13 protein-coding genes are annotated in these 13,142 nt (G+C 70.4%); 1 reads left to right on the top strand and 12 read right to left on the bottom strand.

The window, feature by feature from the left end:
• Nucleotides 1-4: 4 nt before the first annotated feature.
• The 12 genes from PXH83_RS24755 to PXH83_RS24700 all read right to left on the bottom strand — a co-directional run bounded on the left by PXH83_RS24755 (nucleotide 5) and on the right by PXH83_RS24700 (nucleotide 11,221).
• Nucleotides 5-1,093, bottom strand: a complete 1,089-nt coding sequence (locus PXH83_RS24755) for a beta-ketoacyl synthase N-terminal-like domain-containing protein (RefSeq protein WP_274563260.1) — start codon at nucleotides 1,091-1,093, stop codon at nucleotides 5-7.
• Nucleotides 1,090-1,938, bottom strand: coding sequence for an SDR family NAD(P)-dependent oxidoreductase (locus PXH83_RS24750; protein WP_274563258.1), 849 nt, complete (start codon nucleotides 1,936-1,938; stop codon nucleotides 1,090-1,092). Before PXH83_RS24750 ends, PXH83_RS24755 begins: the two co-directional genes overlap by 4 nt.
• Nucleotides 1,932-2,933 (bottom strand): beta-ketoacyl synthase N-terminal-like domain-containing protein, encoded by a 1,002-nt coding sequence (locus PXH83_RS24745; protein WP_274563256.1) that lies wholly within the window; start codon nucleotides 2,931-2,933, stop codon nucleotides 1,932-1,934. The genes PXH83_RS24750 and PXH83_RS24745 overlap by 7 nt, the downstream gene beginning before the upstream one ends.
• Nucleotides 2,930-4,069, bottom strand: a complete 1,140-nt coding sequence (locus PXH83_RS24740; protein ID WP_274563255.1) for a beta-ketoacyl-[acyl-carrier-protein] synthase family protein — start codon at nucleotides 4,067-4,069, stop codon at nucleotides 2,930-2,932. The genes PXH83_RS24745 and PXH83_RS24740 overlap by 4 nt, the downstream gene beginning before the upstream one ends.
• Entirely contained in the window at nucleotides 4,066-5,025 is a 960-nt protein-coding gene (locus PXH83_RS24735) for an acyl-CoA thioesterase family protein (protein ID WP_274563254.1), read from the bottom strand. Before PXH83_RS24735 ends, PXH83_RS24740 begins: the two co-directional genes overlap by 4 nt.
• Nucleotides 5,022-5,867 (bottom strand): alpha/beta fold hydrolase, encoded by an 846-nt coding sequence (locus PXH83_RS24730; RefSeq protein ID WP_274563253.1) that lies wholly within the window; start codon nucleotides 5,865-5,867, stop codon nucleotides 5,022-5,024. The genes PXH83_RS24735 and PXH83_RS24730 overlap by 4 nt, the downstream gene beginning before the upstream one ends.
• Complete coding sequence (locus tag PXH83_RS24725) at nucleotides 5,867-6,871, bottom strand: beta-ketoacyl synthase N-terminal-like domain-containing protein (RefSeq protein ID WP_274563252.1); 1,005 nt, start codon at nucleotides 6,869-6,871, stop codon at nucleotides 5,867-5,869. The genes PXH83_RS24730 and PXH83_RS24725 overlap by 1 nt, the downstream gene beginning before the upstream one ends.
• Complete coding sequence (locus PXH83_RS24720) at nucleotides 6,868-8,037, bottom strand: beta-ketoacyl synthase N-terminal-like domain-containing protein (protein WP_274563250.1); 1,170 nt, start codon at nucleotides 8,035-8,037, stop codon at nucleotides 6,868-6,870. The genes PXH83_RS24725 and PXH83_RS24720 overlap by 4 nt, the downstream gene beginning before the upstream one ends.
• A complete protein-coding gene (locus tag PXH83_RS24715; RefSeq protein ID WP_274563249.1) occupies nucleotides 8,034-9,314 on the bottom strand; it encodes a beta-ketoacyl-[acyl-carrier-protein] synthase family protein in 1,281 nt (426 codons plus the stop codon). The genes PXH83_RS24720 and PXH83_RS24715 overlap by 4 nt, the downstream gene beginning before the upstream one ends.
• 37 nt (nucleotides 9,315-9,351) lie before the next feature.
• Nucleotides 9,352-9,615 carry an acyl carrier protein gene (locus PXH83_RS24710; RefSeq protein ID WP_215134347.1) on the bottom strand — a complete coding sequence of 88 codons (264 nt, stop codon included), beginning with the start codon at nucleotides 9,613-9,615 and terminating at the stop codon, nucleotides 9,352-9,354.
• Nucleotides 9,616-9,741: 126 nt separating this feature from the next.
• Entirely contained in the window at nucleotides 9,742-10,836 is a 1,095-nt protein-coding gene (locus PXH83_RS24705) for a LuxR C-terminal-related transcriptional regulator (RefSeq protein ID WP_274563247.1), read from the bottom strand.
• Nucleotides 10,837-11,053: 217 nt separating this feature from the next.
• A complete protein-coding gene (locus PXH83_RS24700) occupies nucleotides 11,054-11,221 on the bottom strand; it encodes a hypothetical protein (protein ID WP_274563246.1) in 168 nt (55 codons plus the stop codon).
• A 311-nt stretch (nucleotides 11,222-11,532) separates the two neighbouring features.
• On the opposite strand from PXH83_RS24700, the gene PXH83_RS24695 reads away from it, so the two are divergent.
• Entirely contained in the window at nucleotides 11,533-13,140 is a 1,608-nt protein-coding gene (locus tag PXH83_RS24695; protein WP_274563245.1) for an acyl-CoA carboxylase subunit beta, read from the top strand.
• Nucleotides 13,141-13,142 lie beyond the last annotated feature (2 nt).

Below are 13,142 nucleotides of genomic sequence, written 5' to 3'. Positions count from 1 at the left end.
CCGCTCACGTCCGCCCGAGCCGGAGCAGGGTGCAGCCCGCCTGCCCGTCCGGGGCGACGGAGGTGACCAGCGCCAGCTCGCCGGGGGCGGCCACCGAGAGCGCGGCGGCCACCTGGAAGGCGGCGGCCGCGGCGGAGGCGTCGCCGATGAGCCGACGCAGCCGGAGCCGGGGCGGCCGGTACGGGCCGAACACCTCGGTCAGCGCGACCTCTTCGCGTCCGCCGAGGTTGCCGCCGTTGTCGCTGGGCACGATCAGCGCCACGTCCTCCGGCCGGGCGTCGGCCTCCTTGAGCGCCTCGGTCACGGCCCTGACGACCGCGTGCTGGGCCTGCTCCGGCTCCGGGAAGCCGATGAAACGGCTGCCCAGGAGGGTGGCGACGGGTGTCCTGCCGTACGACTCGGCGCGGCGGCGCGGCTCCAGCAGAAACAGCGCGCAGCCCTCGCCGAGCGGGCCCGCCGAGCGCCGTGTCTCGTCGCGCCTGCCGTGGTACTCCAGCCAGGCACGCTCGGCCGAGTACTCCTCCACCGCTCCGCACAGCACGGCCTCGCAGTGGCCCTGCCGCAGCAGCCGGGAAGCGTAGTTGAGGGCGAGCAGCCCGGTGAGCGCGCCGCCCGCGACGGTCGTGTTGGGACCGCGCAGGGTGTGCCAGATGGCGCTCTGCCCGGCCGCCCGGTTCATCACGGTGTTGGGGAACAGCGCCGGGTCGACGTGGAAGGGCTTCTCCCCGGTGAGCGCGTCGCGGGTGAAGTCCATGATGCTCTGTACGCTGCCGTGCCCGGTGCCCAGCACCATGCCGATGTCCTCCGGACGGTCCTGGGCAAGCCCGGGTCCGGCCGTCTGAAGCAGCATGCCGGCGGTGGCCACGGCGATGGCGGTGGCCCGGTCCATGGAGCGGGTGCCCTTGCGGCCGAGTATCCCCCGGATGTCGAAGTCCGGGATCGTACCGGCCCGTTCGTACGGCCCCTGGCCCGATGCACTGGTCGCGTCCCGGTTCTCGCGAACCCCGTCGGCGAAGGCCTCGGCGCCGAGTCCGTAGGGCGATCCGGCGGACCACCCCGACACGACGAGACTGTCTCCGGTCACTGTGGTCACTGCCTTTCGCCCCTCTGGTCGGCGCCGTCGGGACCCCAGGCCCCTGCGGCGGCATGGAGTTCGGCGCCGTCCACGCCGATGGTGTTGCCGCTGATCCACGACGAATCGGTGCGCGAGAGCAGTGCGATCGCCTCGGCCACGTCGTCGGGCCGGGTCAGTCGGCCGTGCGGGTTGTTCTCCGCGATGCGCGCGACGTAGCCGGCGTGCTCGGGGATGGCCTGCAGGGCGGGGGTCAGCGTGACCCCGGCCCGGATGGCGTTGACGGCGATGCCCCGGGGCGCCAGCTCGCAGGCGAGCTGGCGGACATGTGCCTCCAGTGCGCTCTTGGCAGCGGACACTGCGCCGTAGCTGGGCAGCGACTGGACCACGCCCGCACTGGTCATCGCGTAGATCTTGGATCCGCCGCGCAGGAGGCCCGCCTCGGTCAGGTCCTGGGTCCAGTAGACGAGGCTGTGCGCCATCACATCGAGGGTCATCTCCAGCTGCCGGGACGCGATCGGCTTCTCCCAGCCCTCGCGGGGCAGGAAGGGTACGAGGGAGCCGAAGGCAAGGGAGTGGACGAAGATCCGTACCCCGCCGGTGGCGCCGGTCAGTTCGGCGATCTCGGGGAGGATCTGCTCGCGGGACCGGCGGGCCGCGGCGTTCGTGTTGTGGAACGACGCCTGGACGCCGTATCCGCGGATCTCTTCGACGAGCGCCGCGACCTCATCGGTACGGGCAGCGGTGTCGAAGTGCACGCCGATGACATTGACCCCCTCGCGCGCCAGGCCGAGGCAAATGGCCCGGCCGATTCCGCTGGAGGCGCCGAGTACGAGGCACCAGCTGCCTTCAAGGGACTTCAGCATGAGTGGATCTCCCGTTTCTGGGGCGGAAGGGGCGTGTCGGAGCCGGTGCGTACGAGGGCCAGCGCGGCATGCCCTTCGCGGGTGGCGGCGACGAGCAGCCGTGCTCCGGGCGGTCCGGTGAGCAGCCGCACCAGCCGGACGGCGGGCGCGAGGCTTCCGGCCCCGGCGGGCGTGGTCGTGATGGAGCCGGTGCCCGTCGCTTCTGCCACCGCATCTGCGATGCGGTCGGAGAACTCGGAGTCGTCCAGGACACAGTGGACGTCCAGGGCCGGCGGCGCGCCGAGTCGCTCCAGGGCCTCGGCAATGAGGTCCCTGGGCAACGGGCGCCCGGGTGGCACGAAGAGCGACCGCGCCCGGACGGTCCCGTGCACGCGGGCGCCGCGCGCGTCGGCGGCAGCCTGCGGCTCCAGGACAAAAGCAACGGAGCCCTGTTCCACTTCAAGCCCGTCCGGCGATTGACCGTCCGGGGGGCCGGGGGCGGAGCCCCCCGTCAAGGGCCCCGGCACGCGGTGCTCCGCCGCGCCGATCAGCAACACATCGCACCGCCCCGCGGCAACCGCCCGGCTGCCCGCCTCCAGCGCCTCCAGCGCCGCGACCCGCGGTGTCGCCAGGGTCAGCGCGAAGCCCTTGAGGCCGAGTTCGGCCGCCGGGCGGGAGCCGAGCAGACTCACCGCGAAGTACGGTGCGGTCGCCGGGGACAGCGCGGCCGCGCCGTTCTCCACCGCGACCTGCCGGTCCATGGTGTGGAAGAGCTCCGCGAAACCGCCGTTGAGCGCCAGCGCCGTGCCCCTGCGGTCGCAGGCCACCCCATCGAGCCGGCCACCGTCCTCGACCGCCTCGCGCGCGGCGGCCAGCAGGTACTGGGCCGCTGCCGGAAGGTACTTGTAGCCACGCGGCCCGAGCCGTTCGCGGTGGTCGAACCACTCCTCGTCCCCGGCGTCCGGCGGCGGCAGGACCGCCCCGGCGCCCGTCACGGCAAGCGCCGCCCCGTTCATGCCGCCACTCCTTCCAGTACGACCGAGGAGTTGCTCCCGCCGAAGCCGTACGCGTTCACCAGCACCCGCCGCCGGTCCACCCGCAGCGGCACCGCTCCGTCCTGTGGCAACCAAACGGCGCAGCCGGGGTCCTGCCGCTCCAGGCGAATGTTCCGCGGCACGTGCCCGTGCCGCAGGATCAGCGCGGCGGCGACCGCACCGAGCGCGGCCGACGCCCCGCCCGCGTGGCCCAGCAGCGCCTTGAGGCTGTAGAGCGGTACACGCCTGGTCCGCGCGCCGAACACGCTGTGCAGGGCCTGGCTCTCCACCTTGTCGCCCAGCCGCGTCCCGGTCCCGTGCGGGACCACGCACCCGATGCGTCCGGCACCCTCATCACCGCCGACGGCCTCGCGCATGGCCCGTACAATCTGCTCGCCGTCCGTATTCGGGGCCGTCACATGGCCCGCGTCGCAGCTCCAGCCGGAGCCGGCCAGAGTCAGCGGCCGGGCCACGCCCCGCGCCCGTGCGTGCTCGGCCGACTCGACGACCAGCATCCCCGCGCCCTCGGCGAACACCGTGCCGGCCCGGTCGGCCTCGAAGGGCCGGCAGCCCGCCGAGTCGACCGCGCCCAGCCGGTTGAAACAGCCGAGCGCAACCCGGGAGTACGCGTCGGAGCCGCCGGCCAGCACCACGTCGGTCTCTCCCGCGCGGACCATGTCCAGCGCCATTCCGAGGGCGTAGCCTCCGGCCGAGCAGGCGTTGCCGACATCGTGGGCGGCGCCCACGAGGCCGAGTTCCGTGGCGACTTCGGAGGCCAGCCGGAACGGCGCCACCCACTCCTCGCCACCCCGGCCGCGCTCGTTGAGTCCCGCCTCGCCCATGCAACTGCCGATCACGACGGCGGCCCGCGAAGCCGTGAGGCCCGCGTCGGTCAGCGCCTCCCTGGCAGCCGCCACGGCGAACCGGGTGGCGCGCGCCGCCGACAGATCCGGGTCGGGCACCAGGTTGATGAGCGGCAGCTCCATCCGGGCGAGTGGGTCCGCAGGCCGGTCCGGCCGACGGACCCCGGCCGCCTTCATGGCCTGCCACAGCGTGTCCGCACCGGCACCGTGGCAGGTGACGGCACCGACCCCGGTGACCACGACCTCCCTGGTCATGCCGACTGGCCCTCAAGTGCCGCGTTCATGCGGTCGTCGAAGGAGACCAGACTCCAGTCACGGCGGTTCTCGATCACCGCGTAGCCGTGGGTGATCCGCCCGGTCGAGGTCTGCAGCAGCGCTCCGTCGCGCACGACATAGGTGTCCATCCGCGAGGTGTAGGTGAAGCCCTTGAAAACGTCCTCGACGGTGAAGACGATGTACAGGTCCTCCTCCATCCGTGCCTCGTCGAGGACAGTGATGCGCGAATGCGGGACGACGGGGATCCAGTTCTGCTCGTCGAGCAGTGTCTTGATGGAGACGCCGCGGTCGGCGACGAGCCGGTCCTTGGCCTCCTCCATAAGCCGCAGATAGCCGGACATCTGCATGCGCTCGGTGAAGTGGCAGTACCAGTACGGGATCCGGAACCTCCAGGCGTAGGCGTTGCGCCCCGCCGTCAGCTCTTTCACCAGGTCCGCGGAGTCCGCGTTGACCGCGGGCAGCTCCGGCTCCCAGCCGGGGACGGCGGCCAGCTGCGCGACGGCGTACGGTGCCAGCTGCGCGGGCACCGGCTCGGCGCCACCACCGCGCGGGTCCAGACGCAGCTGTACGCGGACGGTGGAGGTGACCGCCTTGAGCAGGGTCTCGCGCTGGACGTGCAGCACCACGGAGAGCAGCAGCTCGCCGTCCTTGGCCCTGCGGTGCGGCCGGACCTCGGCGACGGCGACGTCGTCGATGTGGAAGGCGTGCAGGATGCGGGTGTCGATGTCGACGATGTCGGTGCACAGTCCGTAGGTCTCATAGACGGTGCCCGGCAGCAGGCCGCCTTGTCTCAGATGGTTCAGCACGGCTTCCTCGACGAGGTAGTTGACGTGCTTGAAGCCGATCCAGGTGCAGATGTTGGAGCCCTCGTAGCGGGGGCGTATCTCCAGGGTGCTCGGCTCCTGGAGGCTGAGGGCGGGATTGTTCGTGCTCACGTCGACTCCGGTACGTAGGAGGAATGGAGGGCGGGAAGGAAAGAGCTCACGATCTCGGCGAACAACTCGGGCTGCTCGGCCATCGGGAAGTGCCCGGACTCCTCGAACACCCGCAGCCGGGCGTCCGGCAGCGCCCCGGCCAGCGCGCGAGCGTCGTCGGGCGGTGCCGCGAAATCGTGTTCACCGGTCACGACCAGCGCGGGCAGGCCGATGGCGGCGGTGTCCAGGAAGGGGCTGCGCAGATAAGCGTCGAAGAACCGCATCCAGCCGTACGGGCCGATCCGGTCCCGTACCCGCAGGGCCATCGCCGCGCGCAGTTCGGTGGGAAGCCTGCCGTCGGATCCGATCCGCAGTCCTTCGTCGATAATGCGCTGGAAGCCGCCCAGGTAATAAGTGGCGGTGTCCCAGTCGAAGTGCTCGGGCGACCTGCGGTGGAACGGAGACACCAGCACCGCGGCGCCCGGCCGCGGGGCCGGACGGCCGGCGAGCAGCTCAAGGGCGGCGTTGGCGGCGAAGGAGTGCGCGATCAGCAGATCGACGCCGTCCGGCACTCCGGCCAGCGCCTGCGCCACCAGGGCCACGGGGTCCGGTTCGTGGCTCCAGCGGGTGTCGCCGTCCGCGGCCCACGGGAGTTCGGCCTCCCACAGTTCCAGTTCGTCGGCGGCCAGTTCGGTGAAGCGCCGCCAGACGGCAGTGGATCCGGCCAGTCCGTGGAGCATCAGAACCCGCACGGGACGGCGGTCCGTGGCGCGCGCGGCCCTGCGCAGCCGTACCGGGACACCGCCCGTCCCGTGCTCCGCCGGAACGGCGTCCGTCACACGCTCCGCCGGGATACCGTCCATCACGCGCTCCCCGCCGGTGCGAGGATCAGTGCGGCCGCGGCGTCGTCCTGGCCCGCGTTGCCGGTTCCGGCGGTGGCGAGCACCACGGAGCCGGCGTCCCGCCCGGAGCTGTCCGCGGAATCCAGCCAGGCGGTGGCGGCCACGCACTGCAGCACGCCGAGCGCGCCCGAGCTGGGTCCGAACAGCTGCGACAGATCGTGCACCTCGGCCGTAGCCGCGCCGGCGCCCAGCGTGGGGGCCGGGGCCCCGATGCCTTCGGGGTGCTCGGGCACGCACCACAGCCCGATGGTGCGGGGATCTTGTTCCCGTACGTCCGCGACGGCGCCCGCATGCCCGGCCCGCCGCGCATAGGGTCCGAGTTCGGCAAGCGGCCGCACCCCGCGCGAGGCCGCGGACTCTACGGACTCCACGACCAGGGCAGCCGCACCGTCGAAGAACTCGGTCTGTTCCGGGGCGAGATGGCGCACCGCGGGGTTGTCGGGCTCCACTCCGGCCACCAGCACCCGCTCGACCCGGCCGGAACCCACCAGCAGCCGGGCCCAGTTGACCGCATCGAGCCCAGAGGTACGGCCGTTGCACAGCGTCAGATTGGCCCCGCGCAGTGAGTGCGTGATGGCGAGCCAGGAGGCGACCACATTGCTGGAGGTGGCGGGCAGCAGCATGGGGCTGGTGCCCAGATAGGTGTCGCGGGCGATGGTCTCGACCGTCTCGCAGACGGTGTCGACGTTGCCGAAGTTGGTGCTGACCACGGTACCGACGGACTGACTGGGCACGGTCAGCTCGCCGTCCGCGCCGGTCAGGCCGGCCGAGGCGAGCGCATCGCGCCCGGCGACCATGGCCAGCTTGGTGGCACGGTCGCGGTAGCGCAGCCCGCGTCCGGTGAGCCGCCCGACCGGATCCGTTCCCGGGCCGCCGGCCGCCGGCGGGTTCAGCAGCTCGTCGGGGGTGTCGAGGCCGCGGACCGCCGCACCGAGTCCGGTGACCACGATGCGTACGGTGTTCACTGTCCCTCCCCTGCTGTCTCGTACCGCTCGACGACCGCGACGGCGTTGAGCCCGCCGAAGCCGAAGGAGTCGATCTGCGCGAGCCGCATCGGCTCATCGGGTCGCGCGGCCTCACCGCGTACCAGCCGGAATCCGGCCACCGACTCCACCGGGTCGTCGAGTCCGACGACCGGCGGCACACTGCCGCGCCGCATCACATCAACGGCGGCGACCAGGCTGTGCAGCCCGGACGCCCCTGCGGTGTGTCCGGTCATCGACTTGATCGCGGTCATGTACGGGGACGGCTCGACGCCCGCGAAGACCGCGCCCAGCGCTTCCGACTCGGCCTCGTCGTTGAGCGGTGTGCCGGTGCCGTGCAGCATCACCAGGTCGATGTCGCCGGAGCGGACCCCGGCCCGCTGGTGCGCCTCGCGCACCACCGCGGTGATGCTCTTCGGCTCGGGCGCGGAGGGGTGGTGGGCATCGCAGTTGACGGCCACGCTCCGCACTCTGGCGTGCACGGTGGTCCCGGGTCCCGGACCGTCCGCCTCCCTGCGCAGCACGATGGCGACGGCGCCCTCGCCCTGCAGCATTCCGCGCCGGGCCCGGTCGAAGGGCCGTACCCGGTCGGGGGCTTCGGGGTAGCAGCGGTCGAGCAGTCCGTACGTGCTCTCCGAGATGGTGTCGACGCCGGCGACCACGACCGTGTCCGCGTGGCCGAGGTCGAGCATGTCGGCGGCGAGCGCGAGCGTGTAGAGCGAGGCCGAACAGGCATTGGCGACGGTGTGCGTGTCGGCGGCCCCGAAGCGCGTCTTCAGCATCGTTCCGAAGTGCAGATCGGAGACCTCGACCGGGACGGAGTCACGCCAGGACAGCTCGACGGAGCGCAGTTCGCGCAGGGTCGTGCCGACCAGTACCGGAGTACGGGACAGGTCGTCGCCGAGCCCGGCGTCCGCCGCCGCGGCGGCGACGGCCTGCTCCAGCCAGCGGGTGGCGCGCAGCGGCTCGTCGACGCCCGGCGCCGGCCGGTCGTCGATCTCGTAGGCGACCTGGGCGCGGAACTTGGCGCGGTCGTAGCCGCGGAGCTGGGCCAGACCGCTGCGGCCGGCGACCAGTGATTCGTATATCTCGGTGGTGCTTGCGCCAATACTGGCGATCGCACCCATCCCGGTCACGATCCAGCTCATGCCACGCTCCGGTCCCGCTCGGCCCGGCGGCGCTCCGGACGGTACCTGCCCAGGACGACCACGGCGTTGTTGCCGCCGAAGGCCAGGGCGTTGTTCTGGACGATGTCGAGCTCAGCGGTGCGGGCCTCGTTCGGGACGCAGTCCACGCCGCACTCGGGGTCCGTCTCGTGGTGGTTGACGGTCGGCGGGATGAGGCCCTCGGTGAGGGCAACGGCGCAGGCCGCGGCGGCGACCGCGCTGGCGGCCCCCATGCTGTGGCCGATCATCGACTTGATGGAGACGGTCCGCGGCATGGTGTCGGCGCCGAAAATCTGGCGGATGGCCCCGGCCTCGGTGATGTCGTTGGCCTTGGTTCCGGTGCCGTGCGCGGAGACGAAGTCGATCTGGTCGGGAGTCACCCCCGCGTTGCGGTGGGCGATCTCGATCGTACGGGCGATGCTGTCCCGGTCGGGGGCGACCGGGTGCAGGGCGTCGCAGGCGAGCCCGTAGCCCAGTACTTCGGCGTAGATCCGGGCGCCGCGGGCGAGCGCGGAGTCCAGGCTCTCCAGGAGGAGGATGCCCGCGCCTTCGCCGGTGAGGATGCCCTTGCGGTCCTTGTCGAAGGGCTGGCAGACCTCCGGGGCAATGGTGCCCAGCCGGTAGAAGCCGGTGAAGGTCTTCCGGCACAGCGCGTCCGCGCCGCCGACCAGGGCGAGGTCCACATCCCCGCTGCGCAGGGCGTCGTATCCGTATCCGACGGCGTAGTTGCCCGCCGCGCAGGCGGTCGGGATGGTCACGGCCTCGACGTCTTCGAGGGCGAACTCGCGGACGATGCCGGAAGAGAGCCGACCGGCCGGCACGCGGCCGGCGATCACCGGGTCGTACCCTTCGGGGCCGGTCTCCAGGCCGGTCTCGACCAACTGGTCGAGGTCGCGGGACTCGCCGTCCGTGGTGCCCACGGACACCAGGGAACGGCGGGCCCGCACCTCGTCCACGGTCAGACCCGCGTCCTCGATGGCCATGCGTGTGGCGGCGACGGAGAACTGGCTGGCCCGGCCGAGCTCGTCGGGGTCCACCCGGTGGATCCAGCGCGCCGGGTCGAAGTCGGTGACCTCGCACCCGTTGGCGTAGTCGAATCCGGTGGTGTCGAACGCGGTGATCGGCTTGACTCCGCCGCGCCCTTCGCGGAGTCCGGCGGTGAACGCCTCGATACCGATGCCGATGCTGGTGATGACGCCGAGACCGGTGACGACCACCCTGCGGGGTGCGGCGTCCGTGGCTGGCAAATCTGTGTTCATCGAAGCTCACCCTCTGGCTGACTCATCGGGGCACCGGTCAGTTGCGGGAGGCCTCGTCGACCACGGTGTACACGCCGGTGAGGTTGACCATGCGGCTCAGCTCGGCCTGGTCGATCGTGACGTGCTGGGTGCGCTCCAGGGCAGCGAGGATCTCGATGGCGCGGAGAGAGTCCGCGTCGTGATCCTCCTTGAACAGGCTGGTCTCGCTGACCTCGTCCTCGTCGATCTCGAGGATGTCGCAGACGATCTCCTTGATCTCCTGCTTACGAGCGGCATCCAGGCCTGCGGTCACTTTGGTCATGTCGACTCCCTGAGAGATCGGTGGTGATCCGGAGTCGTGCGACTCCGGCCATCCGTTCGGTGAGTCGATGTTGAAGCGGGGGGCTATGCCATCTCTATACGGACGGTTCCAGCAGGTCGGGGCCGTCTACGTGGCTGCCGGAACGTTTGTCCCCTCCGGCGACCCGTCCGGCTCCTCGTTCTGTTCCCGGTCCTGTCCCGCGTCCTGTCCCGCGTCCTGTTCCTCGCCGAGCCAGCCGGACTCGACGGCGCGCATACCGGCCTGGAACCGGCTCTTCGCGCCGAGTCGCCCCATCAGATCCGCGGTGATGCGTCGTCCCGTACGGACCGAGACCCCCAGCTTGCGGGCGACGACTTCGTCGGTGAACCCCTCACCGAGCAGCCGCAGAACGGCACTCTCCTGGCTGGTGAGCTCCTCCTCGTCCACGGGCTGGCGCACCCGCTTGCCGCCGGTGAGCGGGACGGCCTTCTCCCACACGTGATCGAAGAGTTCACAGAGGCTGGCGAGGATTCCCGCGCTGTGGAACACCAGGGCGCCGGACGCAGAGGCGTCCGGGTCGACCGGGACGATGGCGTACTCCCGGTCGAAAATGATCAGTCGGCAGGGCAGCGAGGCCGCGGTCCGCACATGGTTGCCGGAACGCACCAACCAGCGCGCGTAGTCCACGGATTCCGGGTCGTTGTAGATGCTGTCCAGATAGACGGTGTGCATCACGACACCGCGGTCACCGAGCACCTCGCTCAGCGGCCGGCCGGCGGCCCGGCTCGAGGCGGACTGGCCACCTCCGGGGTGAAACGCCATCAGCGCGGACTTGCAGGAATGAGTGAGTTCTTCGATGCGGTCCCGGATTTCGTCGATGCCGTCGAGGCGTTCGATCTCGCTGTGCCGTAACTCCCGCTGCTTCCCTGAATATTCATCCACGAGCCGGGCGACGTCGATACGTGCCTCTGCCAACTGTTTCTGCCGCTCCAGAATCTCGGCTTCCTGACGCAACAGCAGCGCCTGCAATCCGATATCCGGATGGACCGGTCTCAGACTTCCCGGAGCCTCCCAGGTGGGTCTGATCAGCGACAGTCGTACGCATTCGTCGAGAGCGGAACGGACTCGCTCGATGGGCCAGTGCAGGTACTCGACCAGGTCCTCGACCGAGGCTCCGGGGTGGGCCAGTACGGTGCGGTAGAGCGCTGCCGGGTATGTCCCCAATCCCAGCAGTTCCAGCATGAGTTACCCCCCAGTACGTCCCGCGGCCGCCCCCCGGCAGACCGAGTGCAAGAATCCGTCAACGGTACCTCGCAGACAACTGCATTGAGTTAAGTCTCCGCCAACGACCCATGGGTAACATGAGGTAGGAGGCATGCGGTGAGGATAGACAGCAGCAAGCCCGCCCCTCAAGGAGGGCGGGCTTGCTGGTGAAAACCGGCTTACCGAAATCGTGGATTCAGTCCCAGCTGGGGTCCTCCGGCAGCAGCAGGTGGCTGTCCCAGCTCGGATCGTCCGCGCTCGTCGTCACCGTCGCCACAATGCCCCCCGGTGCGGCTTGAGCAACCGTCGTGGCGGCCGTCCCGCCGAGCACGACCGCGGCGGCGGCCACGGCCGCAATTCTCATGTGCATATTCCTGATCTTCATGAAGAAGCACCCCCATTTAGCTTCTGCAGATTCATCCGAATTCGATCACTGAGTCGGCGCCCTGCGGTGGGCGCCTCCCGATGAATGAGATTCTTGTCGGGCTCCCACACCTCCCACCAGGGGAAATGTGTGTCAGGGTGCTGCGTTGGCAGTAGCCTGACACCGGTTCATTCGATTCTGCTCGTTCCGCTTAGGGACCGGCGCGAACGCCATTTGTAGAAGAAGTAAAGGTGAGGGCCTGTTCCCTGGTTGCTGATGTGCACCCTTAACACTTCCGAGGAGCACCCGGCATGACCCTCGCCGCAGAGCCGTCCATCGGTCCGCCGCTGCCCCAGCTCGCCGAAAGGCCGGACCTTGCCACGCGCACCGCCGAATCACGCAGCTGCCACGAGGAGGCACGGCGCGGCCCGGACGAGAAAGCCACCCAGCGCCAGCATGCCCGCGGCAAGCTGACCGCCCACGAGCGGATCGCGCTCCTCTTCGACGCGGGATCATTCACCGAGGTGGAGCCGTTGCGGCGGCACCGGGCCACCGGCTTCGGCCTGGAGTTCAAACGCCCGTACACCGACGGCGTCGTCACCGGCTGGGGCACGGTGCACGGCCGTACGGTCTTCGTCTATGCCCATGACTTCCGCATCTTCGGCGGAGCCCTCGGCGAGGCGCACGCGGAGAAGATCCACAAGGTGATGGATCTGGCCGAGTCGGCCGGCGCACCCTTGGTGGCGCTCTGCGACGGGGCCGGGGCCCGGATCCAGGAAGGCGTCACCGCGCTCGCCGGATACGGCGGTATCTTCCGCCGCAACGCCCGCTGTTCCGGGGTGATTCCGCAGATCAGCGTGATGCTCGGCCCCTGCGCCGGAGGGGCGGCCTACTCTCCCGCGCTCACCGACTTCGTCTTCATGGTGCGGGGCACCTCGCAGATGTTCATCACAGGACCTGATGTGGTGCAGGCCGTCACCGGCGAAAAGATCGACCACAACGGTCTCGGCGGCGCCGACATCCACGCCACTGCTACAGGAGTGGCAGCATTTGTCCACGATGACGAGGAGTCATGCCTGGAGGAGGTACGCCACCTGCTGTCGCTGCTGCCTTCCAACAACCGCGAACTCCCACCCCACGAGCCCACCGACGATCCCGCAGACCGCCGCACCGAGGCCCTCCTCGACCTGGTACCGGCCGACCCCGCCCGGTCCTACGACGTCAAGGACGTGATCACCGAGATCACCGACGACGGCGACTACACCGAGGTGCACGCACACTGGGCCGCCAATGTGGTGTGCGCGCTGGCCCGGTTGGACGGGCAGGTCGTCGGCATCGTGGCCAACCAGCCGTCGTCCTACGCCGGGGTGCTCGACATCTCCGCGAGCGAGAAGGCCGCGCGCTTCGTGCAGACCTGCGACGCGTTCTCCATCCCGATCGTCACGCTGGTCGACGTGCCGGGCTTCCTCCCGGGCAGAGACCAGGAGCACGGCGGCATCATCCGGCACGGTGCGAAGCTGCTGTACGCGTACTGCAACGCGACGGTGCCACGCATCCAGGTGATCCTGCGCAAGGCCTATGGCGGTGCGTACATCGTCCTGGACTCGCGCTCGATCGGCTCCGATCTCTCCTTCGCCTGGCCATCGAACGAGATCGCGGTGATGGGCGCGGAAGGCGCCGCAAACGTCGTCTTCCGCCGCGAGATCGCCGCATCACCGGACCCCGAGGCCACGCGCACCCGGCTCATCGAGGAGTACCGCTCCGAGCTGATGCACCCCTACTACGCGGCGGAGCGCGGGCTCGTGGACGACGTCATCGACCCGGTCGACACCCGCCGGATCCTCATCAGCTCACTCGCCATGCTGCGTGCGAAGCACGCGCCCCTGCCGGAGCGCAAGCACGGCAACCCGCCCGTCTAGGG

The sequence above is a fragment of the Streptomyces spiramyceticus genome, assembly GCF_028807635.1.
In the GTDB taxonomy this organism is placed as follows: domain Bacteria; phylum Actinomycetota; class Actinomycetes; order Streptomycetales; family Streptomycetaceae; genus Streptomyces; species Streptomyces spiramyceticus.
This window is presented reverse-complemented; position numbering and strand designations above follow the sequence as displayed.

Excerpts from the sequence above, each read along its gene's own strand:
- PXH83_RS24745 (WP_274563256.1), bottom strand. The coding sequence starts at position 2,933 with ATGAACGGGGCGGCGCTTGCCGTGACGGGCGCCGGGGCGGTCCTGCCG.
- PXH83_RS24700 (WP_274563246.1), bottom strand. The coding sequence starts at position 11,221 with ATGAGAATTGCGGCCGTGGCCGCCGCCGCGGTCGTGCTCGGCGGGACG.
- PXH83_RS24740 (WP_274563255.1), bottom strand. The coding sequence starts at position 4,069 with ATGACCAGGGAGGTCGTGGTCACCGGGGTCGGTGCCGTCACCTGCCAC.
- PXH83_RS24715 (WP_274563249.1), bottom strand. The coding sequence starts at position 9,314 with ATGAACACAGATTTGCCAGCCACGGACGCCGCACCCCGCAGGGTGGTC.
- PXH83_RS24705 (WP_274563247.1), bottom strand. The coding sequence starts at position 10,836 with ATGCTGGAACTGCTGGGATTGGGGACATACCCGGCAGCGCTCTACCGC.
- PXH83_RS24730 (WP_274563253.1), bottom strand. The coding sequence starts at position 5,867 with ATGGACGGTATCCCGGCGGAGCGTGTGACGGACGCCGTTCCGGCGGAG.
- PXH83_RS24695 (WP_274563245.1), top strand. The coding sequence starts at position 11,533 with ATGACCCTCGCCGCAGAGCCGTCCATCGGTCCGCCGCTGCCCCAGCTC.
- PXH83_RS24750 (WP_274563258.1), bottom strand. The coding sequence starts at position 1,938 with ATGCTGAAGTCCCTTGAAGGCAGCTGGTGCCTCGTACTCGGCGCCTCC.
- PXH83_RS24720 (WP_274563250.1), bottom strand. The coding sequence starts at position 8,037 with ATGAGCTGGATCGTGACCGGGATGGGTGCGATCGCCAGTATTGGCGCA.
- PXH83_RS24710 (WP_215134347.1), bottom strand. The coding sequence starts at position 9,615 with ATGACCAAAGTGACCGCAGGCCTGGATGCCGCTCGTAAGCAGGAGATC.